We start from the raw sequence: 25279 nt of genomic DNA, 5'->3' as shown, positions 1-25279 counted from the left end.
ATTTATAGTAAAAATATAAACAACATATCATTGGTTTAGCTAATGCTGTTTACTTATAATAATTAGTAAACTATGTTATATTTTAGGTTAATGCTCTTAACTATAAACGATGTATGGATATTAAACTTGGCAAAAACGATAAGCGTTATATAGAAGGTTCAGATGATGTGTTCAGCATCATGCAACGCATACTTCTTCGTGAAAATAAGATAGACAAAGAAAAAGAGCATTTCTGGATTATCGGTATGAACGAAGCAGGGTATATCCTCTATATCGAATTAATTGCTTTAGGTTCAGTAAAGGCCGTTAATATAGAGCCTATGAATGTATATCGTGTAGCCGTTATGAAAAATGCGTCACGTGTTATTGCTATTCACAACCATCCTTCAGGGCGTCTTGTTCCTTCCAAAGCAGACTTAGATATCACTGACCGTCTTATCCAGGTAGGCCGTATACTTAATATTGCACTCGTTGATCATCTTATAATCAGCACAGAAGCCTATGAAAGTTTCAGAAGCATGGGCATTATGGATGATTTAGAGAAAAGTCTTACCTATATCCCGACTTATCAGGTGGTTGAGCAGATTAGGAAAGAAGAGAAGAAGATTGCTAGAGAAAAACTAGCTTTGGAGAGAGATAAAACAAAATCTGCCCAAGAAAAAGCTAAATTAGCTAAGGAAGCTGAGAAACTGGCTCAAATACAAGCAAAGGCCCTTGCCAATGCACTGCTTGATAAGGGTGTCGATTTAAAAACAATTGCTAAGATTATGGAAATTACACCTAAAGCAGTTGAAAAAATGATTAACAATACACAATAACTATGTGTATTGTCTCATACTTGATCTAACATCTTTGTTATTCAAGATGTAATCAGATCAGAAAGTCGGCTCTACGCCATAAATGGGCATTGCTAACGCTATAGGTATAATTATCCATGGTAGTAGTCACTCTTGACCTGCCCAAGTATCGATACAATGCGGCCAGTCAATTAAGTAAAACTCAATAATGCTCCTCTATATACCCGTAAGCCTTTTGGAATAGTTCCTTATCTTTACCCAATCCAAATTGGGCCAGAGTCAGCAATAGCGCCTTTTGGATTTCACGCGGGCCACTATTGGAGTTTTGCCAGCCGTCAAAGCGGGTGGCTTTGACAATTTTGTCAATTTGTTCAACCACATCGCCGATTAACTTAGGCGTAGACTCTGGACGGGTTTCCAGAAAAAGCTTGGTTAGAGCTTGCTTGTTATCTGCTTCTGTCACTGGGTGTTCACCAGTTTCGCGCTCTGCTTGCACTGTGTCCTTCGCAGCATCCAACAAGCCCTTTAACCACTCAATGGCTTTAATAACACCGGCCTCATAGTCTTGGCGAAGTTTTTCCAGTCGCTCGCCTAACTCCACAAATTTAGGCTCATGACTGCCCCGCAAGCGGCCCATAAGATCAATTTCCAATCTTTTAGCACGTTGCTCTTGCTCTTTTTCTGTCAGGGTAAAAATGGCGTGTTCATCCATGATAAACTCGTCGATATCATCGCGAATTCGATTAATATCAGTATGCTCATGGATCATCTTGATAGTTTCGGGGCCTAAAGCAGCCCAAACAAGCGCCCCCGTCTGGCCTACTGGACGCACTGACTCGTAAATTTGCGCTAACCACTTATAGTTTTGACGATACGGGCTTAAAAAAGGATCAGGGCTAATAGCCGACCATAACTTAGATAACACCCCAAAACAAGCGGCGAACTCATCGCGTTTTTTGTTAGTTGGTAAGCACTCTTGTGCGGCCATAATACCTTCGAAACCCTCTAAGGTGCGGTCCACATTGGGGAAAAAGGACAAGCACTTATCCAGTTGTGCCGGTAATAATTCTTTAAAGGCTTCGATACCCTCTACGACACCATCAATTTCTTCCGGCTTATAAGCCAATGCGGTACGCAGATTTTCAAATACGCCGAGGTAGTCAATAACTAACCCCATATCTTTGCGAGTATCATCAGTTTCGTATAATCGGTTAGTCCGACACATGGCCTGTAAAAGGGTGTGATCGCGTAAAGGTTTATCTAAATACATGCAATAGCAGATAGGGGCATCGAAACCTGTTAATAATTTGGCAGTAACGATGATGAGTTGTAAGGGATGTTTTGGATCTTTGTAGCATTCAATCAGTTCTTTTTGTACTTGGCTTTCTGCATCAATATTCTGCCAGCGCTTAAAATCCTCTTGTTTGATGGGTAGCTTTAACTCATCGTGCCACTTACGCCAATCGCTGTTGACCTTGTCTTTTTTATCGCCCTCTTTGGCTTTTATAGGGGCTTGATCAACGTTCATAACTACTTCAATCGCATTAAAGCCAAGCTTTTCACCGAGCAAGTGGTACATTTGCACACAAGCTTCGCGATCATATACCACTACCATGCCTTTCATCTTTTTCGGCTTTACGTGGCTGGTAAAGTGTTTGGCAATATCGCTGCTAATGGCCGCCATGCGTCTGGGGGCTTTCAACATTATAGCCAACTTACCAGCACGTTTAGATAATGCCGCTTTTTCTTCATCGTCTAAGTCGTTTTCTTTAACCAGTTGCTCGAACTCGTCATTGATAGCATCACGATCCACCCGCAGTTCAGCAAGGCGCGGTTCAAACTTAACCGGATTGGTGGAGCCATCACGAATCGATTGCTTATAACTGTAACGGTTCATATAGCGACCGGGATCTTCGTCGGCGCCGAACAGTTTGAAAGTATTGCGATCGATGCCTGATATGGGTGTGCCGGTTAAACCATAGAAGTGGGCATTAGGTAATGCCCAACGCATTTTCTCGCCTAAACCACCTTCCTGGGTGCGGTGTGCTTCGTCTACAAGTACAATAATGTTATCTCGGCTGTTCAAGCCATTAGGGTTGCTATCGTCAATCTCGACATCTTTAAACTTAAAGATAGTAGTAATTAAAATGCCTCGGCTATCTTGTTCGATATACTCACCTAGCTTTTTGCAGCTTTGCACTTTGACTAGGTTTTTAACATCGGCACCACCAAAAGTTTCGTTGATCTGGCTGTCTAAGTCTCGCCGGTCAACCACAACCAATACGGTTGGGTTTTTTAACGCATTGTCAGCACGCAACATTTTAGCTGCATAGAGCATCAGCAATGACTTACCCGAGCCCTGAAAATGCCAAATCAGGCCCTTTTTCGGGTAGCCTTTGCGAACTCGCTCAACAATCTGTTTCGCTGCTTCAAATTGCGGATAACGCGGCAGAAGCTTAATACGCTTAGGAGGGGTATTTTTACCGGTTTTAACAGTTGAAAATAGCGCGAAGGATTCCAGTAATTGTAATAAAGTCTGCGGATTTAACAAACCCTCGCAACTGTTAAGTACCGATGCCAATCCCGGCAGAATCTCATCACGAAGCTCAGTATTGTGCCAGGGACCCCAGTCTTTTACCCGAGCATTAATGGCACCATAGGCAAAGGTTTTTCCTTCACTGGCAAAACACAGCAAATTAGGAACAAAAAATGATTCTACATTTTTCCAGTAATGCTTTTTGCCGCCCATAAAATCGGCGGCACCATCTTGCCAGGTCACACTTGGCCGCGTCGCAGTTTTGACTTCGCCCACTACTAGCGGTATGCCGTTCACATACAGCACAATATCAAAATAGACTTCGGTGGCTGCGATATAATGCACCTGTTGCGACACTACAAAGTGATTGTTCTCTATATTATCAAAATCAATCAGATTAATGGTGATATGGTCGCAATTCTCGCCAAAAGGCAAAGTTTTCTCAGCCAATAGCCATTCATGGAAGTTTTCGTTGGCCTTTACTAAACCAGTATGGCGGGCTTCTAACACCACACCGCGCAATTTATAAATTACTTCATCAGCATAATCCGGCTGCTTGGCGATATCGGGATTTAACGAACACAACGCGTCTTTTAGCCACTCATCGACAAAGATATCTCGCGCTTGCTTAGGCAGATTCTCGCCATGGCAGTAAATCCACTTGGTTCCGCTTAGCCCTTTTAAGCGATCGATAATTCCATTTTCTGTGACGGTTTGTTCGTTAAACATTTACATTACTCCAAATATTTTTTGCATATAAGATTTCTTTGCCATACTTATAATTGCCAGCTTTGATAAGGCGATCGAATGTAAATTTTCCGCGTTTGATAAAAATTCTTGTATGTTCTTTACCTCGCTTTCGGGTGGAACAGGTAACATAATATTTTCAAATACCTGAGCAGGTATTCTTTGTCTTCCTGTTGTACCTTCCATATTGTTTATAGCAAATTGCCGTACACGATTTGTTCTGCAAAGATGGTATAAATATTCAGAAGATATTTTCTTTGGCGATAATACAATAAACTCAGTAGAACCTTGTCCTACGAAATCTCCTTGCAAAAAATCTACTATTGCCATTTTCCCATTTTGTGCACAAGGAGTAATGCGTGCGAACAATAAATCTCCATTCTTAAATCTTGCGCCACTACCCCCAGTTTTTTTGATATTCAATTCTCCTTCTATTTTCATAGAATCAGTGGCTAGTGCCGCCATATCGCAAAAAATCACTTCCGATTGATTTGCATACTTATAAGTTGGATTTATTTTTGCCAAATAAGATAAAGGTTTAATGTCCCATCCTTTTGGGATATTACCCCAATGAGTAGAAGCTAAATTTCGAGCTTTCCCCCCTTTATATAACACTTCAGCCCTTGTTGCAGACCGAAGAATACTCGAACTGTTAATCAACTCTTGGCATTTTAATAAAACAGATTCAAAAGCCCGAAACGTTTTAAGTATTTTTTCTTGGTAATTGACATCAGGAAATAAAAAAGATTGATTTGCTAATATTTTCCATTTTATCGTTGGAGATAATGAGCCCTCTGATATTGCTACTGCACGATTCATAAATACATCAGATTGCATAAAAAATGGTAAAAACTCAGGAATTACGTTTTCAGGGTTAGCTTCCAAAACCATTGCATGAGCCGAACAAATACAATCCCAATCTGCCACCGCTACCTTTCGCTGATAGGCTCGACGCTTACCAAAAATAATCTGGCCCTTCTTCACCAATAACTTTTGTCCTTCGACATCGCTTGGTACGCCATGCCGCTTAATTTTCAGACTATCAGGATCTAAGTGCTCCAACCCAACATAGATTTCAAGATCGGTTTCGCTTGGCTCGACTCGTTTAGAGATATGTTTAGCAATATCGCCAAACTTCATCATCTGCCAGCCTTCTGGTAATTGTTGTTTCATCATTTACTGTTCCACCTTGTCTTCAACGCTATAACCAAGTTCAGCAAGGCTCTTGAATAATTTTTGGGTCTGTTTCTTTAATTGCACGCGACTGACTTTCCACGCCTCAATGGCATGTTCAATATCGTCTACTTCACCGTTACCCTGTGCTTGCACATATAGCGAAATCGATAGGTTATAGAGATTCTCTTTGATAGTTTCGATATCCACCAACGCAGTGATATCACTCTGCTTTTGAGGTGTAAAATAAGCCTCACACAACAGCGCTAAATCATCATCGGATAAGCGGCTATGGGCGCGTTCACGGGTGACATGCTTAACACCGTTGATAAACAATATCTTGTTTTTGCGATCGACAGACTTATTACAGTTAAGTACAACGACACAAGATTCCATCGGCGAGTTATAAAACAGGTTTGGCCCCAAACCAATCACTGCTTCAATGATATCTGATTCAATTATCTGTTTACGAATGGCTTGCTCAGAATCGCGAAACAAAACACCGTGCGGCCATAGCATAGCGGCACGACCTATATTAGGCTTCATGCTTTTGATGATATGGGTGTAAAACGCATAATCGGCACAGCCTTGTGGTGGCAAGCCATAGAGATTACGGCCATAGGGATCGTCAGCAAACTTGTCACGGTTCCATTTTTTAATGGAATATGGAGGATTGGCAAAAATCACATCAAACTGTTTGAGCCGATCGTTTTCAATAAACTTGGGATCGGCTAAAGTATCGCCGCGCAGCACATCAAACTCTTCAATATCGTGCAGAAACATATTCATACGAGCGATGGCCGAGGTGAGCAGATTGACTTCCTGGCCGTAAAGATGTACCGAACGCCACTCTTTGCCCTGAGAACGTAAATCCATCACCGCGTTAAGAAGCATACCACCGGTACCACAGGTAGGATCGTAAGCTGTTTCTCCGGGCTTTAAGCCCATGATGCGTGTCATCAAATGGACTACAGTACGGTTGGTATAGAATTCTGCTGCGGTATGGCCGGAATCGTCAGCAAATTTCTTAATCAGGTATTCGTAAGCTTCACCAAGGTCATCCTGAGCGACAGATTTAATACCTAATGGAATTTTACTAAAATGCTCAATCAGATCGCCCAGCAGATGATCGGGCAGGCGTTCTTTGTTGGTCCACTGGGCATCACCGAACACGCCATGCAAGCGCGGATTATTGGCTTCGATTAAGCGAAGCGCGTTCTGAATAGCTTCACCAATGTTTTTGCTGGTGTTGCGTATCTTCTCCCAGCTCGCTTCTACAGGAATATCAAAGCGGTGAAACATGGGCATGGCAGCGTATTCAACGTCTACCTCATGAACCTCCATCGCTTCGTTATATTCTTCCAAATATACGTCCGATAGACGTTTATAAAACATTAGCGGGAAGACATATTGCTTATAGTCTGAGGCATCGATTTGGCCCCGCAAGAACTCAGCCGCTCCCCAAAGCAAATCTTCCAGTTTTTTCTTATGCATTATACTCATATCTCAAACCCTTCTTTGATTAACAGGGCTTCTAGCTCCTCTTCCGCTTTTTCCAGGGCAGCCAGTTTTTGTTGGAAATCTTTGAGTGCCTCTTCTACTGTAATGGTTTCTTCTTCGAGTGGCTTTTGCACATAACGAGCGATATTAAGATTGAAGTCATTTTCTTCAATCTCGTTTAAGGGTACCCAACGTGCAACGCCTTCGATTTCTTGTGCTGCCGGCCCTTGTTGCTTCTGGCTCTGGTAGATGTGGTAGATCTCATCGGCCTGAGCGTTGGACAAGGTATTCTGAGCCCGGCCTTTGGTATAGATTTCTTCAGCATTAATGATGAGTACATGATTTTTGTGTGACGCCGGCCGTGATTTACGTAACACCAGAATACACGCAGGAATCCCCGTGCCATAGAAAAGGTTTGGAGCAACGCCAATAATGGCTTCAATGCAGTTTTCTTGCAGTAATTTAGTACGAATTGCGCCTTCAGCACCTCCACGAAACAGTACGCCATGGGGCAAGACTACTGCCATACGGCCTGTATCGTTGAGTGAGGCAAACATATGCTGCACCCAAGCAAAGTCACCATTAGTTTTAGGAGCCAGACCATACTGCTTACGCCCATAGGGATCATTTGACCACAAGTCATAACCCCATTCTTTTAAACTAAACGGTGGGTTAGCGATAACACAATCAAAAGTTTCTAAACGATCATTTTGCAGAAACTTAGGCTCACGTAGAGTGTCTCCCCGTACAATATCGAAATCTTCCTGCCCGTGTAGAAAAAGGTTCATACGCGCAATAGCTTCGGTGGTTAGGTTTTTTTCCTGACCTTTGATTTTTAGCAGGCGCGGGTCGCCGCCGCTTTCTTTCACATGGTGAATGGTTTCGAGCAGCATACCGCCGGTACCGCAAGCAGGATCATAAACGCTCTCACCAGCTTTAGGATCGAGAATGTTAACCATCAAGCGAACAATAGTACGTGGAGTATAGAACTCACCGGCTTTCTTGTTAGCTTTATCAGCAAAGCGTTTGATCAGATACTCGTATGCGCGTCCCATATCATCGTCACGGACACTAAAAACGCCAAGGTTCACCTTATTGAAGTGATTAAGTAACGTAGCCAGCAACTCATCAGAAAGACGTTCTTTATTGGTCCAACTGGCATCGCCAAAAATGCCATGCAATTTGGGATTTGCTAGTTCTATGCCGCGAAATGAGTCTTTTAAGGCTTGGCCTACATCTTTAGGCTTGGCAAAAACGTCACGCCAATGACAGTTTTCAGGTATTTGAATACGGTGGAACATCTTGCCTTTGGCAAGTTCTTCATCCCCAACGCTCTCCATCGCATCGACAAACTCTTCGTCATACACGTCGCAAATACGTTTGAAAAACAAAATTGGGAAAATATAAGTTTTATAATCTGATGCATCGATAGGCCCAGTGATGATGTGGGCTGCATGCCAGAGATGGGCCTCGAGATCTTTTAGGTTAATCAGTGTCATTAATTTTTCTCTGTACGATTCTGCGATGTTGGAACCTTTTGTAGCAAATCGTTTATGCCACAGTCAAAAAACAAGCAAAGCCTGTCCAATGTATTCAGGTCAACCTTCTGGACAATCTCCCTGTAAAGTAAAGTTATGGTGTTGCAACTAAAGCCGTTTCCCTAACCGCATCGGCTATCCACATTTTGTGTTCGCCCATTAGTCGAGCAAGATGGCAACGGATCATAACAGTCCTTATCGTTGTATCTGATGATGCGAATTTTACACTAGGACTTTGTATCAAACGAACATTTTTAAATTGAAAGATTATTTATACGTATAAAATAGTGCTACAACCTGCAGCGCTATTTTTAAGTTATATCTGATAGATCGCTATTTATTTTTCTCCTTCTTAGCCAAATGCCTATCAATCCAAGCATCAATATCACTCTCTAACCATGCAACAGCTCGTTGACCTATCTTGAACTGCTTATAGATATAACTACTGATAAAAGAAGAATCGGTAAGAAGAAGGTATTATCCAAATTTTTCACTTCAACAAAGGCACAGAAATAACAATATTGGCATTTTCTGAACATATTAAGTTTTTTACCGTTTAATTTACGATAAAAAATAGTAGTGGATATTACCAAGCTTTAATAAATAGAAAAACCAGCTAATCTAATCGATATAACTGGTTTTAAGAAAGAATATTAGGAGTTAATAAAAACTAAATTTCTATTCCCACTCAATAGTGGCTGGCGGTTTACCGCTGACATCGTAAACAACACGGTTAATACCGCGTACTTCGTTGATGATGCGATTGGAAACGCGGCCGAGCAGGTCGTAGGGGAGGTGGGCCCAGTGTGCTGTCATGAAATCGCTGGTAATTACTGCTCGCAGGGCTACTACGTATTCATAGGTGCGACCGTCTCCCATTACACCTACGGATTTTACCGGCAGGAATACAGCAAAAGCCTGGCTGGTTTTATCATACCAGGATATACCGTCTTCATCGCAGGTATTACGCAACTCTTCAATGAATATATGGTCGGCACGGCGCAGTAAATCGGCGTATTCGCGTTTTACTTCACCCAGAATTCGCACGCCCAGACCCGGACCGGGGAAGGGGTGACGGTAAACCATATCACGCGGTAATCCCAGCGCAACACCCAGTTCGCGTACTTCATCTTTGAACAAATCGCGCAGTGGTTCCAGCAATTGCAGATTAAGTGTTTCGGGCAGACCGCCTACATTATGGTGGCTTTTAATAGCATGTGCTTTTTTGGTTTTAGCTCCGGCGCTTTCGATTACATCAGGGTAGATGGTGCCTTGTGCCAGCCATTTTGCATTTTGACGTTTGCCGGCTTCTTGCTGAAAGACTTCGACAAATTCGGCTCCGATGATTTTACGTTTACGTTCAGGATCGGTTTCACCGGCAAGTTTGGCGAGAAAATTGGCAGAGGCATCAACGTGAATTACATTGACGCCAAGGTTTTTGCCGAACATATCCATGACCATTTGCGCTTCCTGATAGCGTAACAGACCATGATCTACAAATACGCAGGTGAGCTGGTCGCCAATGGCGCGATGAATCAGTGCAGCAGCTACGGATGAATCTACTCCGCCGGAAAGGCCAAGAATAACTTCATCGGAACCAACTTGTTCGCGAATTTTGATAATGGCTTCTTCGATATAGTTAGGCATAGTCCAGCTGGGTTTGGCCTGACAGATATCAAGTATAAAGCGGTTGATTAGTTCACGTCCCTGTTTGGTATGGGTAACTTCAGGATGGAACTGAACACCGTAAAAGTGCTTGTGCGGGTTTTCAATGATGGCATACGGACAGCTTGGTGTATGTCCGATACTTTTAAATCCTTCTGGCAGTTTGCTTACTTTATCGCCATGGCTCATCCATACATCCAGTGTGTTAGGCTGGTTATCAAAAATGCCATTGGTAAACTGGCTGTCTTCTGTATGTACTTGAGCATAACCGAATTCTCGCTGATCGCCACCGCTCACTTCGCCGCCCATGGTATGTGCCAGCCATTGCATGCCATAACAGATGCCAAGAATGGGTATACCGAGATTGAGAATTTCCGGGTTAGCCTGATAGTCAGATTCATAAACTGAATTGGGACCACCGGACAGGATAATGCCTTTAGGGGCGAATGCCTTGATATCTTCAATAGGCATGTCAAATGAATGTAATTCACAATAAACATGAGCTTCACGTACGCGCCGGGCGATAAGCTGGGTTACTTGTGAACCAAAATCGAGAATTAATATTTTATCCTGATTCATGCTAGGCTCTTGACAGGTTTTATGTATGAAGCCAGTTATTTTAACACTTTTCCGACTTTATTTCTGCAAGTGCTTTGTCCTGAAAAAAACAGTTTTTGAAAAATAGACATCAGGTTTGGATAAAGATATTTAATAAATTGATATATGATTGTATTTTATGTTATCTGCTCAGAATATTAATGGTCATATTGCTGTACTCACACATTTTAATGAGTCTCTTTTTTCTTTTGCAAAAGATTTCAGAATATTGATAAAGTTGTTTTGATAATCGTAATCAGCGATATTTTCTACAATTCCGTCACTAAATTGTATATAAAAGTGTATATCTTCTTTTATATTTGAGTTTTTATTAAATGTCATAACAAATTCAAAGGCTTTTATATTGTCAGGATAATTTTCGCTGGAGATTAATGGATTAGCTTTGATTATATGCTGAACAAATGCAATAGATTCCAGATAAGATATATCTATTTTTTCATTTTCTACATAGATTGCATCTGGTGTGAAAAGAACCTTTTTAATTAATTCATTAGTTTTTTTGAATTTCATAACTGCAGGGATTACTACAAATAGAAGTATTGTTGACCAAAACCAAAAGTATTGCCCAAAGACGAAAGGAATCAAATAAGCACAAAAATAAATAAAGTAAACGAAATAATTAATATGTGCAAAAAGTTTATTAGAGGTAAATTTTTTAGATTCATTTCTCCATTCTTGCATGACTTTTAAATTTTGTGCTTGGTCATTCATAAAATCTCTTTCTGGGATTCTGCATGATTTAAAATTTACAGGATAGATTTTTATAAAGTTTGATGCAATAGGTAAAGTGTTTTGATTTTTAAGTAAAATATGTTGGTGGATATTATTTTCCTTATTCAGGTTCTACCAGCATGAATAACTTATTATTCAGAAATATTAGATTGCTGTACCGGAATCTTTTAGTAGCTCTCTTCTTTCTTTTGCTAAATCTTCCAGAATAGTGATGAAACAGTCTTCAAAATTATAATCCTGATACTTCCACCGAAATGACTTACCGAATTCCATGTAAAAATATATATCTTCTTTAATTACCCGGTTTTCAGTAAATCTTATGCAGAACTTAAATGTAGACCCTCTATTATAAGTAGGGTATTTAAGTTTAATAAATGTAATTGATTTAAGATAAGATATATCTATTTTTTTGTTTTCTATATATATTGCTTTTGGTGTGAAATAAACCTGTTTAATTTTTTTTCTTTTAGCTTTAAAAAGTTTCCAGAAAAAAAAAGTACTTATTGCTGCAAGTAAAGCTATTAATGTGTTTAAAATCTGATCTTCAAATAATATATTTAACTGTTGATCTTTAAATATTATATTTAATAGGTACATAAGGCAAATATAAGCACCCGTAGCTCCAAAATACAAATGAATAAATGCATGATATCTTGAACAACAATGCCATTCTTTCATGATTTTTAAATATTGGGATCGGTCATTCATAAAATTTGAATATACAGTTTTCTTAAATCAGGTATGGAATGTTAGTAAGGGTGTTTGCTTATATTGATGCAGCAATACTATTTTAACATAATTTAACTTTTTTGTGTCTGGTGAAATTATAAAATTCAACGTGATTTAAAGTGCACAGGAGCGGTTTTTATGTGATTAGATGCAATGAGTAAAGTGATTATGTGATTTGATTTTTAAATAAAAATATGTTGGTAGATATTATTTTCCTTATTCAGATTCTACCAGCATGAATAACTTGTCATTCAGATATATTAGATGCTTTACCAGAATTTTTTAGTAGCTCTCTTCGTTCTTTTGCTATAGTTTCCAGAATAGTAATAAAGCGGTTTTGATAGTCATAATCTTCATTCCATTCAAATAGCCTATTACCAAATGCCATGTAAAAATATACATCTTCTTTAATTACTGGGTTTTTGGTAAATTTTATGCAGAACGTAAATAGAGCTTTATTTAAACTAGGGTATGGTTGTTCAATCAATGTAACAGATTCAAGATAAGATATATCAATTTTTTTATCTTCTATATAAATGTCTTTTGATGTGAAGTAAACCTGTTTAATATTATTTCTTTTAGTTTTAAAGAGTTTCCATAAAAAAAGTGTACTAATTGCTGCAAGTAAAACTGTTATTATGCTAAAGTTTGGATATTTAAATAATATATTCATTAGGTACAAAAAACAAATATAAGCACCTACAGATCCAAAATATAAATAAATAAATGCATAGGCTCTTGAACAACAATACCATTCATGCATGATTTTAAAATCTTGTGGTCGGCCATTCATAAAATTTAAATAAACAGTTTTCTTAAATTAAGTATGGAGTCTGATGGTAAATAAAATATTTATTTAATAATTCATGTTTACCGGCATTTTCGCGGACTTTTTCCTTTTAGTTCTTCATTTGTCCTGATGTCGTAAATCCGGACTGTGGCTTTAGGAAATGCCTTACATAGTACAATTTTTGAGCGATAAATTCCTGTTCCTTGAGCCAGCATTTGTACTTTAGGTGCCAGGTCGTTACCATTTTCATCCAATGCAACGAGACGGTAATCTCCGTTTAATGTCATACAGCCGTTTAGCAATAAAATTATTGATAGCAGACCGATTTTCTTCATCATTACACACCCTGTATTGTTAATAATGCTTGCCTGTATTGATACAGTAATACAAGTTTAACATAATTTAACTTTTTTATGTCTAGTTAAATTTAACTATTTATTATATTAAGAATGGATGTTAAAGGATGATATATAAAATACTGATTTAATAATAGATTATGATTAATTTAATTTGGTTTATATGAAATATGATTTTCTGGAGTTTATTAGCTATATTATTTTACCAGATAAAAAGAAATGCTTTAATTAGTTTAATTTTTTTATTTATACGGGAAATTAATGAATTTAATTTCCCGTTTTATTATTAATATTTGCCAGGATTTAGCGTGTCTGTTTAAGCAGGCGTTGTTTCTCACGATTCCAGTCTTTTTCTTTGCTGCTTTGGCGCTTGTCATGCTGCTTTTTACCTTTGGCTAACCCCATATCGATTTTTACATAACCATGGCTGTAATGCATGTTAACAGGCACAAGGGTATAACCACTGCGTTCTACTTTGCCTATCAGTTTGTTGATTTCTGATTGTTTCAGTAATAGTTTTCGCTGCCGTACGGGATCGGGTTTTACATGATTGGAAGCGGTGGGTAAAGCAGTAATGTGACTGCCAACCAGATAAAAAGCACCTTTTTTCCATTGGATATAGCTTTCTTTGATTTGTACTCGTCCGGCACGAATAGCCTTTACTTCCCAGCCTTCAAGAACAATTCCGGCTTCTATCTGTTCTTCGATAAAGTAATCGTGAAATGCTTTTTTATTGTTGATAATGCTCATTTTAGATATCTGCTACATAGTATTTTTATGTGTATTTTAGCAGAAAGATTTATTATGGAAACAGATTAAGCTAACACTAATGTGAATTAATCGCTAAGATAAAAAACCGATTGGTTAAATCGGTTTTTTATCTGTTTTAATTTTCAATTTCCTGTTTATGTGTTTCTGGTAGCAGTAGTACTGCAATCATACTCAGTATACAGGCGGCAATCAGAAACCAGCCTATATATACTGTACCCTGTAAGCCATATGTTTTAACTATCCATGCTGCAGCAAACGGGGTGAGTGATCCGCCCAGAATACCGCCAAAGCTGAATGAGATAGCCGCACCGGTATATCTTACATTGGTGGGGAATATTTCTGGTAAGAATGCTGCTAAAGGTGTCCACAAGATACCCATTATAAACAGAGCAGAGGATAAGAAAATGGCAGCTGTAATGGCACTGGAAGAATTGATTAAGTCGCCAAAAAAGAAACCGATTATGATTGTGGCTATCCCACCTATCAGAAATACCGGGCGACGGCCGATTCTGTCTGAAAGCCATGCAGATATCGGGGAACCGACAGCCATAAATACAATAGCACCCATGAGAATGGATAAATACTCAATTTTATTAAATAATGCTGTACTTTGCCACTCATGCTTTGTAGTAGCATATTGCAAAGAAAATACGGTTGTTAAAAAGAACAGGGTAAAGCACGACGTAGCGGCCAGAGAGCCTAAAATAAGCTGATTGTAATGTTTGCGTATAGTGTCTGTCAGAGGGATTTTTACAGCACTCTGTCTGGCAACCATGTTACGAAAAGCATTACTTTCAATAATGGACATGCGAACATACATACCCAAACCAACCAGAACAATGCTCAGTAAAAATGGGATACGCCAGCCCCACGACATCATTTGTGCATCATCAAGATTTTTGGATAAAACAATGAAAATCAGGCTGGCAGTAATGAATCCGATAGGAGGCCCGATTTGCGGAAACATCGCAAAAAGAGCACGTTTACCTCTGGGCGCATTTTCGGTAGCCAGTAAAGCGGCTCCGCCCCATTCACCACCTAAGCCAAGACCCTGACAAAAGCGCAGGACGCATAAACAAACCGGTGCAATAATACCTGCCTGCTGATATGTCGGCAGAACACCGATCAGGGTTGTACTGATACCCATTATCAATAATGATGCTATCAGGGTGGTTTTACGACCAACTTTATCGCCAAAATGTCCAAATAATCCGGCACCAATAGGGCGGGCAACAAAGGCTATTCCAAAAGTAAGAAATGAGGACATGATGGCAATTGCCCGATCCTTGGTTGGAAAAAACAGGTCGCTTAATACGAGTGCAGCAGCAAGCCCGTATATGTAGAAGTCGTAAAACTCTACGGCTGTACCTACGAGGCTGGCAATCGCTACTTTGGTAGGGGAGTTCTGAGTAATTTTGTTTGCAGATTCAGACTGCGGAGCGGGTGGAGTAGTCATATTCTTTCTTGAATTCGGGGTTTAAAAAAAGCTTGTATATGAAAATGCATACACAAGCTTTTTGCTTTGTTACAAACAGACTTAAGCAGCTATATTAGTTTTTATCCTGATCAACCAGTTTGTTTTTGGCAATCCATGGCATCATGCTGCGTAATTGGTTACCAATGATTTCGATTGGATGATCAGCATTCTGGCGACGGCGGGCAGTCATAGACGGATAGTTGGTTGCACCTTCTACGATAAATGATTTGGCATAGTCACCATTCTGAATGCGTTTTAATGCTTCGCGCATAGCCTGACGTGAATGTTCATTTACGACTTGCGGGCCGGTGAAGTATTCGCCGTATTCGGCATTATTGGAAATGGAGTAGTTCATGTTTGCAATACCGCCTTCGTAGATTAAATCTACGATCAGTTTCATTTCGTGCAAACATTCAAAATAAGCCATTTCCGGAGCATAGCCTGCTTCTACCAGTGTTTCAAAACCGGTTTTGATTAATTCAACCAGCCCGCCGCACAATACGGCCTGTTCGCCGAAGAGGTCGGTTTCAGTTTCTTCTTTGAAGGTTGTCTGAATCACGCCGCCTTTGGTACCGCCATTGGCGGCAGCATAGGATAAAGCGATGTCGCGGGCACGACCGGTTGCATCCTGATGTACTGCAATCAGGCTGGGCACACCACCGCCTTTCATGAATTCACTGCGTACTGTGTGACCGGGGCCTTTGGGTGCAATCATCACTACGTCAAGATTTTTGGCCGGAATAATCTGGTTGTAATGAATATTAAAACCATGAGCAAAAGCTACTGTGGCATTTTCTTTCAGATTAGGCGCGATTTCATTCTGATAAACTGCCGGCTGAAATTCGTCAGGTGTCAGAATCATCACTACGTCGGCTGCTTTGGTGGCTTCTGCAACTTCCCGTACGTCATGACCGGCATTTACTGCTTTATGCCAGGAATTACCGTTTTTGCGCAGCCCGACGATTACGTTTACACCTGAATCTTTCAGGTTGGCAGCGTGAGCATGGCCTTGTGAGCCATAACCGATGATGGCTACGGTTTTGCCTTTGATTAATGAGAGATCTGCGTCTTTATCGTAATAAACTTGCATTGCTATTCCTTCAATTTAATGTGTTGATTTTAAAATCAGGGTTTTAATATGTTTTTAGGTCGGATAATGCTTTAAAAATGTCCGGCTTAAATACGTAACATGCGTTCGCCGCGACCTATGCCTGCTGCACCGGTACGTACGGTTTCCAGAATAAGTGTTTTGCCCACGGTATCCAGAAAGGCATCTAGTTTGCTGCTGGTGCCGGTGATTTCCACTGTATAGGTTTTGTCGGTTACATCAATGATGTGTCCGCGGAAGATATCGGTCAGACGCAGTATTTCATCGCGATCCTTGCCGGTAGCACGCAGCTTAACCAGCATTAATTCACGTTCAACGTAGTTGCTATCGTTCAGATCGATAACTTTGATAACTTCTATCAGTTTATTAAGCTGCTTGGTTATCTGTTCCATTACTTTGTTATCGCCGCTGGTGACAATTGTCATTCGTGACAGGGTTTTGTCTTCTGTTGGAGATACGGACAGGGAATCGATATTGTAAGCACGGGCTGAAAACAGACCAACAATACGGCTCATGGCTCCGGCCTGATTTTCCATCAGAATAGATAAAATGTGTCTCATGATGTGCTCCGGCTATTCTTCTCTCATATGTGGCGGTAATACCATTTCATCCAAACCTTTACCATTGCCTACCATGGGATAGACATTCTGAGTACGGTCGGTAATGAAATCCATGAATACCAGTCTGTCTTTGAGTGCAATGGCTTCTTTCAGTGCACCTTCGATGTCGGCTGCTTTTTCTACTCTGATGCCAACATGCCCGTAGGCTTCAGCCAGTTTGACAAAGTCAGGCAATGATTCCATATAGGTTTCAGAATAGCGGTTGTCATAATAGAGTTCCTGCCACTGACGAACCATGCCAAGGAAGCCGTTATTAAGATTGATCACTTTAATCGGCAGACGATACTGATAACAGGTGGAAAGTTCCTGGATATTCATTTGTATAGAACCTTCACCGGTAATACAGAATACGTCTTCTTCCGGTTTAGCCAGTTTGGCACCCATAGCATAAGGTAATCCGACGCCCATTGTGCCCAGCCCGCCGGAGTTTAGCCACTGGCGCGGGCGTACGAATGGATAGTACTGTGCTGTAAACATCTGGTGCTGGCCAACATCCGATGTGATGAGGGCATTGTTGTCGGTTAGTTTTGCCAGTGTCTGGATTACTTGCTGAGGTTTGATAATTTCATCTGAACTTTCAAACCAGATGCTGTCACGGCTGCGCCAGTTTTCGATGTTTTTCCACCATCTGTCCAGTGCATTACTGTTAAAGTTCAGATTCTGCTTCTGCCACAGGGCTAGTAAATCAGCCAGAACGTTTTTAACATCACCAACAATGGGTACGTCTACTTTTACGCGTTTGGCAATGCTGGACGGGTCGATATCAATATGGATGATTTTTTTGCCATCGTCAGTGAATTTATCGGGTACAGAAATAACACGATCATCAAAACGGGCACCGACAGCAAGTACTACATCGGCATTTTGTAAAGCAATATTAGCTTCGTAGCTGCCATGCATACCTACCATGCCAAGAAATTGACGGTTGGTGGCAGGAAATGCGCCTAATCCCATCAGGGTAGAGACACAAGGTGTACCGGTAGACTGAATAAAATCGGTAAGGATGTTGCTGGCATTACCCAGGATTACGCCTCCGCCGTACAGTACAATTGGTCGTTTAGCTGCAGCCATCACTTGTGCTGCTTTTTTTATCTGACCTGTATGTCCCTGAGTAACGGGCTGGTAGGAGCGGATATTGATGTCTTCCTGCGGATAGCTGAATTTCGCCATTGCCTGGGTCACATCTTTAGGCACATCAATCACTACCACACCGGGTCGGCCGGTGCGCGCAATCTGAAAGGCTTTTTTAACTGTTTCTGCCAGCTCACTTACGTGGGTAACCAGAAAATTATGTTTTACACACGGGCGGCTAATGCCGACAGTATCGACTTCCTGAAAGGCATCAGTACCGATAGCAGGTGAGCCAACCTGACCGGATATGACCACGAGCGGGACAGAATCGGAATTGGCGGTGGCTATGCCGGTTATGGCATTGGTAGCCCCCGGACCTGATGTTACCAGAGCGACTCCGATTTTTTCTCCGTTGCTGGCGCGTGAGTATGCATCAGCAGCATGAACTGCAGCCTGCTCATGACGGACAAGTATGTGGCGGAATTTTTTTAATTGAAAGATGGCGTCGTAGATTTCGAGAACTGCTCCGCCGGGATATCCGAAAACATATTCTACATTCTCGGCTTTAAGACTCTGCACGAGTATTTGTGCACCTGAAAGTTGCATATCAACCTCTTATGTTCTAGTAGTCCGACTGATACATTGCCAATGCATCTTCATCCGGTAAGATTAATAAGTGTAAACGGCGGTTTAGGGTACGCGAATATACTTATTGTGATGATCTATTGGCTCTGCATCCGGTAGTCGGAATAGCAGGTTTGGGTTAGCTAAATGAGTGTTTACGATAAAACAGGTTATAGATGTTAAGCAAGCGCTAATTTTGAAAAGAATGCTAATTATATGATTATATTAATTTATTTTATGCTAAAGATTTTATATTTTGCGCAATATTATACTTGTTTTAGACAAATTTAACGTTGCAAATGATTAAATTTGTCTAAATTTATAAATAATATATGTTTTTATAAAATTATTGGTTTTGGACTTATTGTCCAGTTAATGTATGACAATATGAGCACCTGCAGCTTGTGCCAGTTGCATAAGTGTTGCACTGTCCATATAGGCATGAGCGAGGCGGGAAATATTGGCCACAATGGGCAAATGAGTAATCTGTCTGGCTTTAACAATGGCTTCTACATCAAGCCGGTAAGGAGCGTTTCGCTCCAGACTTAATGTGCCTGCTTCACCCAGCATCAGATGATGATTGCCTTTTAAGGCAATATGCTCAGCTGCAATCAGCCATTCATCTACCTGATGATGTTTGTCTTTGCAGAGTACAACCGGAATATTCAGACAGCCTACTTCGTTAAGGAGGGTGCGATTAGACATTAATTCTCCGCCCAGATAAATAATATCTGCTTCTGCCTGTAAAGCTGGTTCTAGCTGGCGCACATCCCTGATACGCAGCCAGACGGGCTTGTTGGCTGCATGTGCCTGCTTAATCTGTTGTTGCATGCTGATATTGGTTTGCGGCACTGTCGAATAAGGTGAAAATGCCTGATAAAAAGGATCGATAAAGACATTAGCTCTTTCCGGAAGCCGGGTGCCGCTCATGCTGTCGACTATATGAAAATGGTTGCCGCCAAAGTTCTGTCCTCGTACGGTGATAACTGTATCCTCGGGCTGACTTTCACGACTGATGATGCGCCAGTCCTGTAGTATGCGCATGGCTTTTTCAACGCCGGCAAGTGCTTCCAGTTCGCGTGGTTCGAAGACTCTTTCATCACCAACAGCTCCGATGATGGTGCGTTCTGCGCCACGGGATAAATGTTCGTGCAATCCGCGTCCACGGATAAAACTGATGACATTGCTGATCTGTGTTTCGGTTGCCTGACGCTGCATTACGATAATCATATCCGAATTCCTTGAAAACAGTATTCTGATTGTCAGAAAAAAACAGAATGCTGACAAGTGGCAATTAGTTGTTTAGCACTCAGAATTTGCTTGGCGTAATTTTCGCAAATATGTAACAGTAATAGTAAACTATTGTTATTGATGAAATGAATGGATATTTTATGTGTTAAATTGTGTGAGCAGGATATGGCGAGTTTCGTGATGCGGAACCAATAAAACAGTTTGTTCAGGGAAAAATAAATGAAAACAAAAAAACTGTTGTTTGTGTTGGTGGTACTGGTATTAGCCGGACTGGCAGTGTGGATTAATATGCGCAGCCATACTGATTTACCTGATGGTTTTGCCGGCGGTAATGGCCGTATGGAACTCAAGCGGCTGGATGTGGCTACTTTATATGCTGGTCGTGTCATTGAAATGAAAGTGGATGAAGGTGATGTAGTCGCTAAAGATCAGGTTCTGGCTGAGCTTTCATCTGATCAGACCAGTAGCAGGCTGGATGCTGCCCGTGCTGATAAAAAGCGTGCACAGGAAAATGTCTCTAAAGCAGAAGCAGAAATTGCCGCTCAGCAGCAGATACATAAGGTTGCTCAGATGGATTTGGATAATGCGCGTCAGCTTAAATCAGATGAGCTGGTATCTTCACCTGAATTACGCCGGAGACAGGCTGAACGTGATGCTGCAATAGCCAGAGTTAAATCTGCTCAGGCAGCCCGCGCTGAGGCTCTGGCGGCAGTACAACAGGCGCAGGCTCAGATTAATGCTACTTCTTCTGCTAATAACGACATGCTGATACGTGCGCCTAAAGCCGGGCGTGTAGAGTATCGTATTGCCGAGGCCGGTAATGTACTGGGTGAAGGTAATAAGGTTGTGTCATTACTTGATCCGTCTGATGTAACGCTGTCAGTGTATTTACCCACAGATACTATCGGTAAATTAAAGCTTGGGGATGAAGCAAGGATTATTCTGGACGGAATGAGTGCAGTCTGGCCGGCAAAGGTGGATTTTATTGATTCCAATGCTCAGTTTACGCCTAAGTTTGTAGAAACTCAGAATGAACGGCAAAAGCTGATGTATAAGGTTAAGCTGAAAATTCCCCCTGAGATTGCATTGAAATACAGTGGATTGCTTAAGGGCGGGCTGACAGGTAACGGATATATCCGTTTTGATAACAATAAAGCATGGCCGCAGCAATGGCAGGTAAATTTACCCAGTATAAAACAATCTGCCAAAGGTGGCTGATATGGATAGTACGGCCAGAGAGCAGGCTGTAACAGGAGAAGAATGGGCTGTAGATTTACGCCATGTTTTTCATCAGTACCGTCAGACGAAGGCATTGCAGGATGTATCATTGCAAATTCGGCGCTGTGCAACGGTGGGTCTGATTGGTCCGGACGGTGTAGGTAAGTCTACTTTACTGTCTTTGATTGCCGGTGTAAAAATTATTCAGCAGGGCGAGGTACTGGTATTTGGCGACAGTATGGCGGACAAGCATAGCCGGCAGTCGCTAAGCCACCGGATTGCGTTCATGCCGCAAGGGCTTGGTCAGAATCTTTATCCAACATTGTCGGTTAATGAAAACGTAGATTTTCATGCTCGTTTATTCGGTTTGCGCGGACGAATGCGTCACGAACGCATTGCGCGTTTGTTGCAGGCGACAGGATTATCACCTTTTGCTGACCGGCCGGCCGGTAAGCTTTCCGGAGGCATGAAACAGAAATTAAGTTTATGCTGTGCGCTGGTGCACAATCCGGAATTACTGATTCTGGATGAACCAACTACTGGGGTGGATCCGTTATCCCGTCGGCAGTTCTGGCAGTTGATTGATGAATTGCGGGCAGAAAATCCAGATATGACGGTGATTGTGGCCACGGCGTATTTTGATGAAGCAAAGCGCTTTGAATATCTGCTGGCAATGGATAATGGTCGTCTGATTGTCAATGCGCCCACTCAGCAGGTTTTAGATGATACCCATACGGATACGCTGGAACAGGCTTATGTAAAACTTTTGCCCGAAAATAAACAGAATAAATCGGGCAGTCTGCAACTAACGACGTTTGTTCCGGATAAAGACTCTCCTCCGGCGATTGAGGCAAAAGATTTAACCAAACGGTTTGGTGATTTTATTGCTGTCAATAATGTTAGTTTCAGGATTGAGCGAGGCGAAATTTTTGGTTTTCTTGGTTCAAATGGCTGTGGTAAATCAACAACCATGAAAATGCTGACGGGGCTGTTGGATGCCAGCTCCGGTTCTGCTGAGCTGTTAGGTCATACGGTTAATGCCAATGATATGACGACACGGATGAAAATCGGTTATATGTCGCAGTCGTTTTCTTTATATGAAGAGTTAACGGTACGACAGAATCTGGTACTTTCAGCCCGATTATACCGTATGGATGCTGCCCAGATTGATTCTGCTGTTCAGCAGTCTTTGCAGGAATTTGATCTGCTTGAATTTGCAGATATTCAGCCCAGTGAAATGCCGCTGGGTATCAGGCAGCGTTTGCAGCTGGCAGCAGCCTGTCTGCATCATCCTCAGGTATTAATTCTGGATGAGCCGACATCCGGGGTTGATCCGGTGGCCAGAGATATGTTCTGGCATCATCTGCTAAATTTGTCACGAAATCATCGCACTACTATTTTTGTCTCTACGCATTTCATGAATGAAGCGGAGCGCTGTGACCGGATATCATTCATGCATCAGGGGCGGGTTCTGGCTATCGGGACACCAGAAGAACTGTGTGAAAGTAAGGATACAGATGATCTTGAAACCGCATTTATTGATTATTTGCAGGAGGCTGTAGATAAAAATCAGCCTAAATCTCAGGTATCTGCTTCTGATACAAAAGAAACCCAAAACACCGCGCATGAAAGCGGATTTGGTCAATCTTCGGGTAAAACAACGGATGTTGATAGCCTGGCTTACTGGCTACAGACTATATGGACATTTGCTGTACGCGAAGGCAAGGAATTACTGCGGGATAAGATTCGTTTATTCTTTGCTCTGTTCGGACCGGTGGTGTTAATGATGATGGCAGCATGGTCAGTATCTTTTGATGTTGAGCATGTTAAATTTGCGGTAATAGATAGGGATCAGACGGTAGAAAGCCGCGCTTTGATTGAGCAATTTCAGGGTTCGCGTTATTTTACTTTCACCAGCAATCTTCACAGTGCTGCTGAGATTGATAATACGCTTAAGGTTTCCAATGCCAGAATGGTGATTGATATCCCGCCGCATTTTGGTCGTGATCTGTTGCGTGGCAATAAGCCGGAAGTAGGCTTTTATATTGATGGTACGATGCCGTTTATGGCAGAAAATATTAAAAGTTTTATTTTATCGACACTAAATAACTATACAGCGATGAAATGGACTGAAACAGGTTTGCCAATCTCTCTTAAGCCGGCTGCGCAGATCGCGCCGCGCTATGTTTATAATCAGGATTTTAAAAGTATTTTTGCAATTACCCCCGGTATGATTATGATGGCTATGATGCTGATACCGGTAATGATGACGGCTCTCGGGGTAGTCAGAGAACGGGAAATCGGTTCAATTACTAATTTGTATACTTCCCCCGCATCGGTTAGACAGTTTCTGATTGGTAAACAGCTTCCTTATGTGTTTGTTTCTTTTCTCAGCTATCTGATTCTCGTATGGCTGGCCGTAGTGGCATTGGGTGTGCCTGTGCGTGGCAGTTTTCTGGCGATGAGTCTGGGTGCGCTGGCATTGATATTTGCAGCGACAGCTTTCGGTTTATTGATTTCCAGCTTTGTAAAGTCGCAGGTGGCTGCCATTTTCGGTTCGGCAATCTTATCATTAATTCCAGCGCTGAATTTTTCCGGTCTGCTGTATCCGCTGTCTACACTCAGCGGGGTTAATTATTGGTTTGGCTGGAGCTTCCCGACTGCATGGTATCAGTTAATCAGTTTAGGCGGTTTTACTAAAGGCTTAGGCTTTCTGGACTTTATTAATTATTACTTGATATTAATGGTATTTTGTCTGGTATACGTTTTTCTGGCCGGCTGCTTACTGAAGAAGCAGGAGGTATAGATGCTGCAATGGTTTAAAAATGTATGGGTGCTGAGTGTAAAGGAGCTGAAAAGCCTGCTGAGTGATGTGGTTTTAATTGCATTAATGGTAGTCGTGCTGTCTTTAGCCATTTACTCAGTTGCAACCAGTATTACTACCGAAGTGCGCCATGCTTCAGTTGCCATTATGGATGCTGATCACAGTGTTTTGTCTTACCAAATTCGTGATTCTTTGCTGGAACCTTATTTTAAACAGCCGGTAGAAGTAAAGCGTGAAGAAATTGATGCGGCTATGGATAAAGGTGATTATGTCTTTGTACTGGATATTCCGGCCAATTTTGAACGCGATGTGGTCGCAGGACGGTCTCCTACCATTCAGGTGCTGGCTGATGCAACGTCAGTAACTCAGGCTGGTATAGGTTTTAATTATTTAAGCCAGATTATTGATGCACAGACACGTTCTTTTTTACATCAGCAGTCTGCAGTGAAGTTATCTCCGGTTACGCCGGTGTTAAATATTCAGTTTAATCCTAATGGTGAATCCTCATGGTTTATCGCTACGATGAATGTAGTATCCAATCTGACTTTACTGGCGATTATTCTGGTCGGTGCCGCGGTAATCCGTGAGAAAGAGCACGGTACGATAGAACAGTTGCTGGTTATGCCGGTACGACCCAGTGAAATTGTGATGGCCAAGATTTTTGCTAATGGTGCGGTTATCTCAGTAGCTTCTCTGCTGTCTTTATGGCTGGTTATTCAGGGCTGGCTGCATATACCGATAAACGGCTCAATATTTTTATTTAGTATGGGCATGTTTATTTATTTGTTTTCTGTGGCGTCTCTGGGTATCTGGTTTGCAACGCTGGCTCCTACCATGCCGCAGTTTGGTTTGTTATGTTTGCCGATTTATGTGGTAATGCGTTTACTTTCGGGCTCTGAATCGCCATTGGAAAGTATGCCGGCAGTTTTTCAGTATATAACTTGGTTTTCACCGGAAACTCAATTTACTCAGTTTAGTCAGGATGTGCTCTTTCGGAATGCCGGTCTGGATATTGTCTGGCCGAAAATTTTGATGATGAGCATAATGGGTGTGTTGTTTCTGGCTCTGGCGCTATCGCGATTTCGTGGCATGCTGGCACAGCATTCCTGATGCTTACACCGGATTTTAGGGAAG

The 25279-nt window shown here is 41.6% G+C and carries 21 protein-coding genes; 4 read left to right on the top strand and 17 right to left on the bottom strand.

What is annotated here, in order from left to right:
* Positions 1 to 113 precede the first annotated feature (113 nt).
* Complete coding sequence (locus H3V11_RS08065) at positions 114 to 818, top strand: JAB domain-containing protein (protein WP_198224191.1); 705 nt, start codon at positions 114 to 116, stop codon at positions 816 to 818.
* A gap of 181 nt (positions 819 to 999) precedes the next feature.
* Here the strand turns inward: H3V11_RS08065 and H3V11_RS08060 are convergent, their stop codons facing one another.
* The 17 genes from H3V11_RS08060 to H3V11_RS07980 all read right to left on the bottom strand — a co-directional run bounded on the left by H3V11_RS08060 (position 1000) and on the right by H3V11_RS07980 (position 20082).
* Positions 1000 to 4062, bottom strand: a complete 3063-nt coding sequence (locus H3V11_RS08060; protein WP_198224189.1) for a type I restriction endonuclease subunit R — start codon at positions 4060 to 4062, stop codon at positions 1000 to 1002.
* Positions 4063 to 5256, bottom strand: coding sequence for a restriction endonuclease subunit S (locus H3V11_RS08055; protein WP_198224187.1), 1194 nt, complete (start codon positions 5254 to 5256; stop codon positions 4063 to 4065). It lies immediately after the preceding gene.
* The gene (locus H3V11_RS08050; RefSeq protein WP_232335787.1) at positions 5257 to 6756 is read right to left on the bottom strand and encodes a class I SAM-dependent DNA methyltransferase; all 1500 of its coding nucleotides are present in this window, start codon (positions 6754 to 6756) and stop codon (positions 5257 to 5259) included.
* Positions 6753 to 8252, bottom strand: a complete 1500-nt coding sequence (locus H3V11_RS08045; protein ID WP_198224185.1) for a class I SAM-dependent DNA methyltransferase — start codon at positions 8250 to 8252, stop codon at positions 6753 to 6755. Before H3V11_RS08045 ends, H3V11_RS08050 begins: the two co-directional genes overlap by 4 nt.
* Positions 8252 to 8350, bottom strand: a complete 99-nt coding sequence (locus H3V11_RS12070; RefSeq protein ID WP_370530645.1) for a hypothetical protein — start codon at positions 8348 to 8350, stop codon at positions 8252 to 8254. Before H3V11_RS12070 ends, H3V11_RS08045 begins: the two co-directional genes overlap by 1 nt.
* 274 nt (positions 8351 to 8624) lie before the next feature.
* Complete coding sequence (locus H3V11_RS12065; protein WP_370530644.1) at positions 8625 to 8729, bottom strand: helix-turn-helix transcriptional regulator; 105 nt, start codon at positions 8727 to 8729, stop codon at positions 8625 to 8627.
* Between the two features lie 240 nt (positions 8730 to 8969).
* A complete protein-coding gene (gene guaA / locus H3V11_RS08030) occupies positions 8970 to 10535 on the bottom strand; it encodes a glutamine-hydrolyzing GMP synthase (RefSeq protein WP_198224183.1) in 1566 nt (521 codons plus the stop codon).
* A 183-nt stretch (positions 10536 to 10718) separates the two neighbouring features.
* Entirely contained in the window at positions 10719 to 11285 is a 567-nt protein-coding gene (locus H3V11_RS08025) for a hypothetical protein (protein WP_198224176.1), read from the bottom strand.
* Between the two features lie 165 nt (positions 11286 to 11450).
* Complete coding sequence (locus tag H3V11_RS08020) at positions 11451 to 11984, bottom strand: hypothetical protein (protein ID WP_198224174.1); 534 nt, start codon at positions 11982 to 11984, stop codon at positions 11451 to 11453.
* A 298-nt stretch (positions 11985 to 12282) separates the two neighbouring features.
* Entirely contained in the window at positions 12283 to 12798 is a 516-nt protein-coding gene (locus H3V11_RS08015; protein ID WP_198224172.1) for a hypothetical protein, read from the bottom strand.
* A gap of 107 nt (positions 12799 to 12905) precedes the next feature.
* Positions 12906 to 13163, bottom strand: coding sequence for a hypothetical protein (locus H3V11_RS08010; RefSeq protein WP_084586369.1), 258 nt, complete (start codon positions 13161 to 13163; stop codon positions 12906 to 12908).
* Between the two features lie 321 nt (positions 13164 to 13484).
* A complete protein-coding gene (smpB, locus tag H3V11_RS08005) occupies positions 13485 to 13931 on the bottom strand; it encodes an SsrA-binding protein SmpB (protein WP_025330778.1) in 447 nt (148 codons plus the stop codon).
* Between the two features lie 136 nt (positions 13932 to 14067).
* Entirely contained in the window at positions 14068 to 15408 is a 1341-nt protein-coding gene (locus tag H3V11_RS08000; protein WP_198224170.1) for an MFS transporter, read from the bottom strand.
* Between the two features lie 94 nt (positions 15409 to 15502).
* Positions 15503 to 16519: a ketol-acid reductoisomerase gene (ilvC, locus tag H3V11_RS07995; protein ID WP_198224168.1), complete on the bottom strand. Its 1017-nt coding sequence runs from the start codon at positions 16517 to 16519 to the stop codon at positions 15503 to 15505.
* An 86-nt stretch (positions 16520 to 16605) separates the two neighbouring features.
* Entirely contained in the window at positions 16606 to 17097 is a 492-nt protein-coding gene (ilvN, locus tag H3V11_RS07990) for an acetolactate synthase small subunit (protein WP_025331818.1), read from the bottom strand.
* Positions 17098 to 17109: 12 nt separating this feature from the next.
* Positions 17110 to 18834, bottom strand: coding sequence for a biosynthetic-type acetolactate synthase large subunit (ilvB, locus tag H3V11_RS07985; RefSeq protein ID WP_084547320.1), 1725 nt, complete (start codon positions 18832 to 18834; stop codon positions 17110 to 17112).
* Positions 18835 to 19224: 390 nt separating this feature from the next.
* Complete coding sequence (locus H3V11_RS07980; protein ID WP_084547321.1) at positions 19225 to 20082, bottom strand: chorismate mutase; 858 nt, start codon at positions 20080 to 20082, stop codon at positions 19225 to 19227.
* A 240-nt stretch (positions 20083 to 20322) separates the two neighbouring features.
* Here H3V11_RS07980 and H3V11_RS07975 point away from each other — a divergent pair, with 240 nt between their 5' ends.
* From H3V11_RS07975 to H3V11_RS07965, 3 genes are read left to right on the top strand one after another with little or no spacing between them, the layout of a single operon-like run.
* On the top strand, positions 20323 to 21321 hold the full coding sequence (locus H3V11_RS07975) for an HlyD family secretion protein (protein ID WP_100126335.1): 999 nt from the start codon (positions 20323 to 20325) through the stop codon (positions 21319 to 21321).
* Position 21322: 1 nt separating this feature from the next.
* Positions 21323 to 24127 (top strand): ribosome-associated ATPase/putative transporter RbbA, encoded by a 2805-nt coding sequence (rbbA, locus tag H3V11_RS07970; RefSeq protein WP_198224166.1) that lies wholly within the window; start codon positions 21323 to 21325, stop codon positions 24125 to 24127.
* Positions 24128 to 25255: an ABC transporter permease gene (locus H3V11_RS07965; protein WP_037394999.1), complete on the top strand. Its 1128-nt coding sequence runs from the start codon at positions 24128 to 24130 to the stop codon at positions 25253 to 25255.
* Positions 25256 to 25279: the final 24 nt, after the last annotated feature.

This window comes from Snodgrassella sp. W8158, from assembly GCF_016100435.1.
Taxonomy (GTDB): domain Bacteria; phylum Pseudomonadota; class Gammaproteobacteria; order Burkholderiales; family Neisseriaceae; genus Snodgrassella; species Snodgrassella alvi.
Note: the sequence above shows the minus strand (reverse complement) of the source record. Positions and strands in the feature narration are given on the sequence as shown.

Excerpts from the sequence above, each read along its gene's own strand:
- H3V11_RS08065 (WP_198224191.1), top strand. The coding sequence starts at position 114 with ATGGATATTAAACTTGGCAAAAACGATAAGCGTTATATAGAAGGTTCA.
- H3V11_RS08060 (WP_198224189.1), bottom strand. The coding sequence starts at position 4,062 with ATGTTTAACGAACAAACCGTCACAGAAAATGGAATTATCGATCGCTTA.
- H3V11_RS08055 (WP_198224187.1), bottom strand. The coding sequence starts at position 5,256 with ATGATGAAACAACAATTACCAGAAGGCTGGCAGATGATGAAGTTTGGC.
- H3V11_RS08050 (WP_232335787.1), bottom strand. The coding sequence starts at position 6,756 with ATGAGTATAATGCATAAGAAAAAACTGGAAGATTTGCTTTGGGGAGCG.
- H3V11_RS08045 (WP_198224185.1), bottom strand. The coding sequence starts at position 8,252 with ATGACACTGATTAACCTAAAAGATCTCGAGGCCCATCTCTGGCATGCA.
- guaA (WP_198224183.1), bottom strand. The coding sequence starts at position 10,535 with ATGAATCAGGATAAAATATTAATTCTCGATTTTGGTTCACAAGTAACC.
- H3V11_RS08025 (WP_198224176.1), bottom strand. The coding sequence starts at position 11,285 with ATGAATGACCAAGCACAAAATTTAAAAGTCATGCAAGAATGGAGAAAT.
- H3V11_RS08020 (WP_198224174.1), bottom strand. The coding sequence starts at position 11,984 with ATGAAAGAATGGCATTGTTGTTCAAGATATCATGCATTTATTCATTTG.
- H3V11_RS08015 (WP_198224172.1), bottom strand. The coding sequence starts at position 12,798 with ATGCATGAATGGTATTGTTGTTCAAGAGCCTATGCATTTATTTATTTA.
- H3V11_RS08010 (WP_084586369.1), bottom strand. The coding sequence starts at position 13,163 with ATGATGAAGAAAATCGGTCTGCTATCAATAATTTTATTGCTAAACGGC.
- smpB (WP_025330778.1), bottom strand. The coding sequence starts at position 13,931 with ATGAGCATTATCAACAATAAAAAAGCATTTCACGATTACTTTATCGAA.
- H3V11_RS08000 (WP_198224170.1), bottom strand. The coding sequence starts at position 15,408 with ATGACTACTCCACCCGCTCCGCAGTCTGAATCTGCAAACAAAATTACT.
- ilvC (WP_198224168.1), bottom strand. The coding sequence starts at position 16,519 with ATGCAAGTTTATTACGATAAAGACGCAGATCTCTCATTAATCAAAGGC.
- ilvN (WP_025331818.1), bottom strand. The coding sequence starts at position 17,097 with ATGAGACACATTTTATCTATTCTGATGGAAAATCAGGCCGGAGCCATG.
- ilvB (WP_084547320.1), bottom strand. The coding sequence starts at position 18,834 with ATGCAACTTTCAGGTGCACAAATACTCGTGCAGAGTCTTAAAGCCGAG.
- H3V11_RS07980 (WP_084547321.1), bottom strand. The coding sequence starts at position 20,082 with ATGATTATCGTAATGCAGCGTCAGGCAACCGAAACACAGATCAGCAAT.
- H3V11_RS07975 (WP_100126335.1), top strand. The coding sequence starts at position 20,323 with ATGAAAACAAAAAAACTGTTGTTTGTGTTGGTGGTACTGGTATTAGCC.
- rbbA (WP_198224166.1), top strand. The coding sequence starts at position 21,323 with ATGGATAGTACGGCCAGAGAGCAGGCTGTAACAGGAGAAGAATGGGCT.
- H3V11_RS07965 (WP_037394999.1), top strand. The coding sequence starts at position 24,128 with ATGCTGCAATGGTTTAAAAATGTATGGGTGCTGAGTGTAAAGGAGCTG.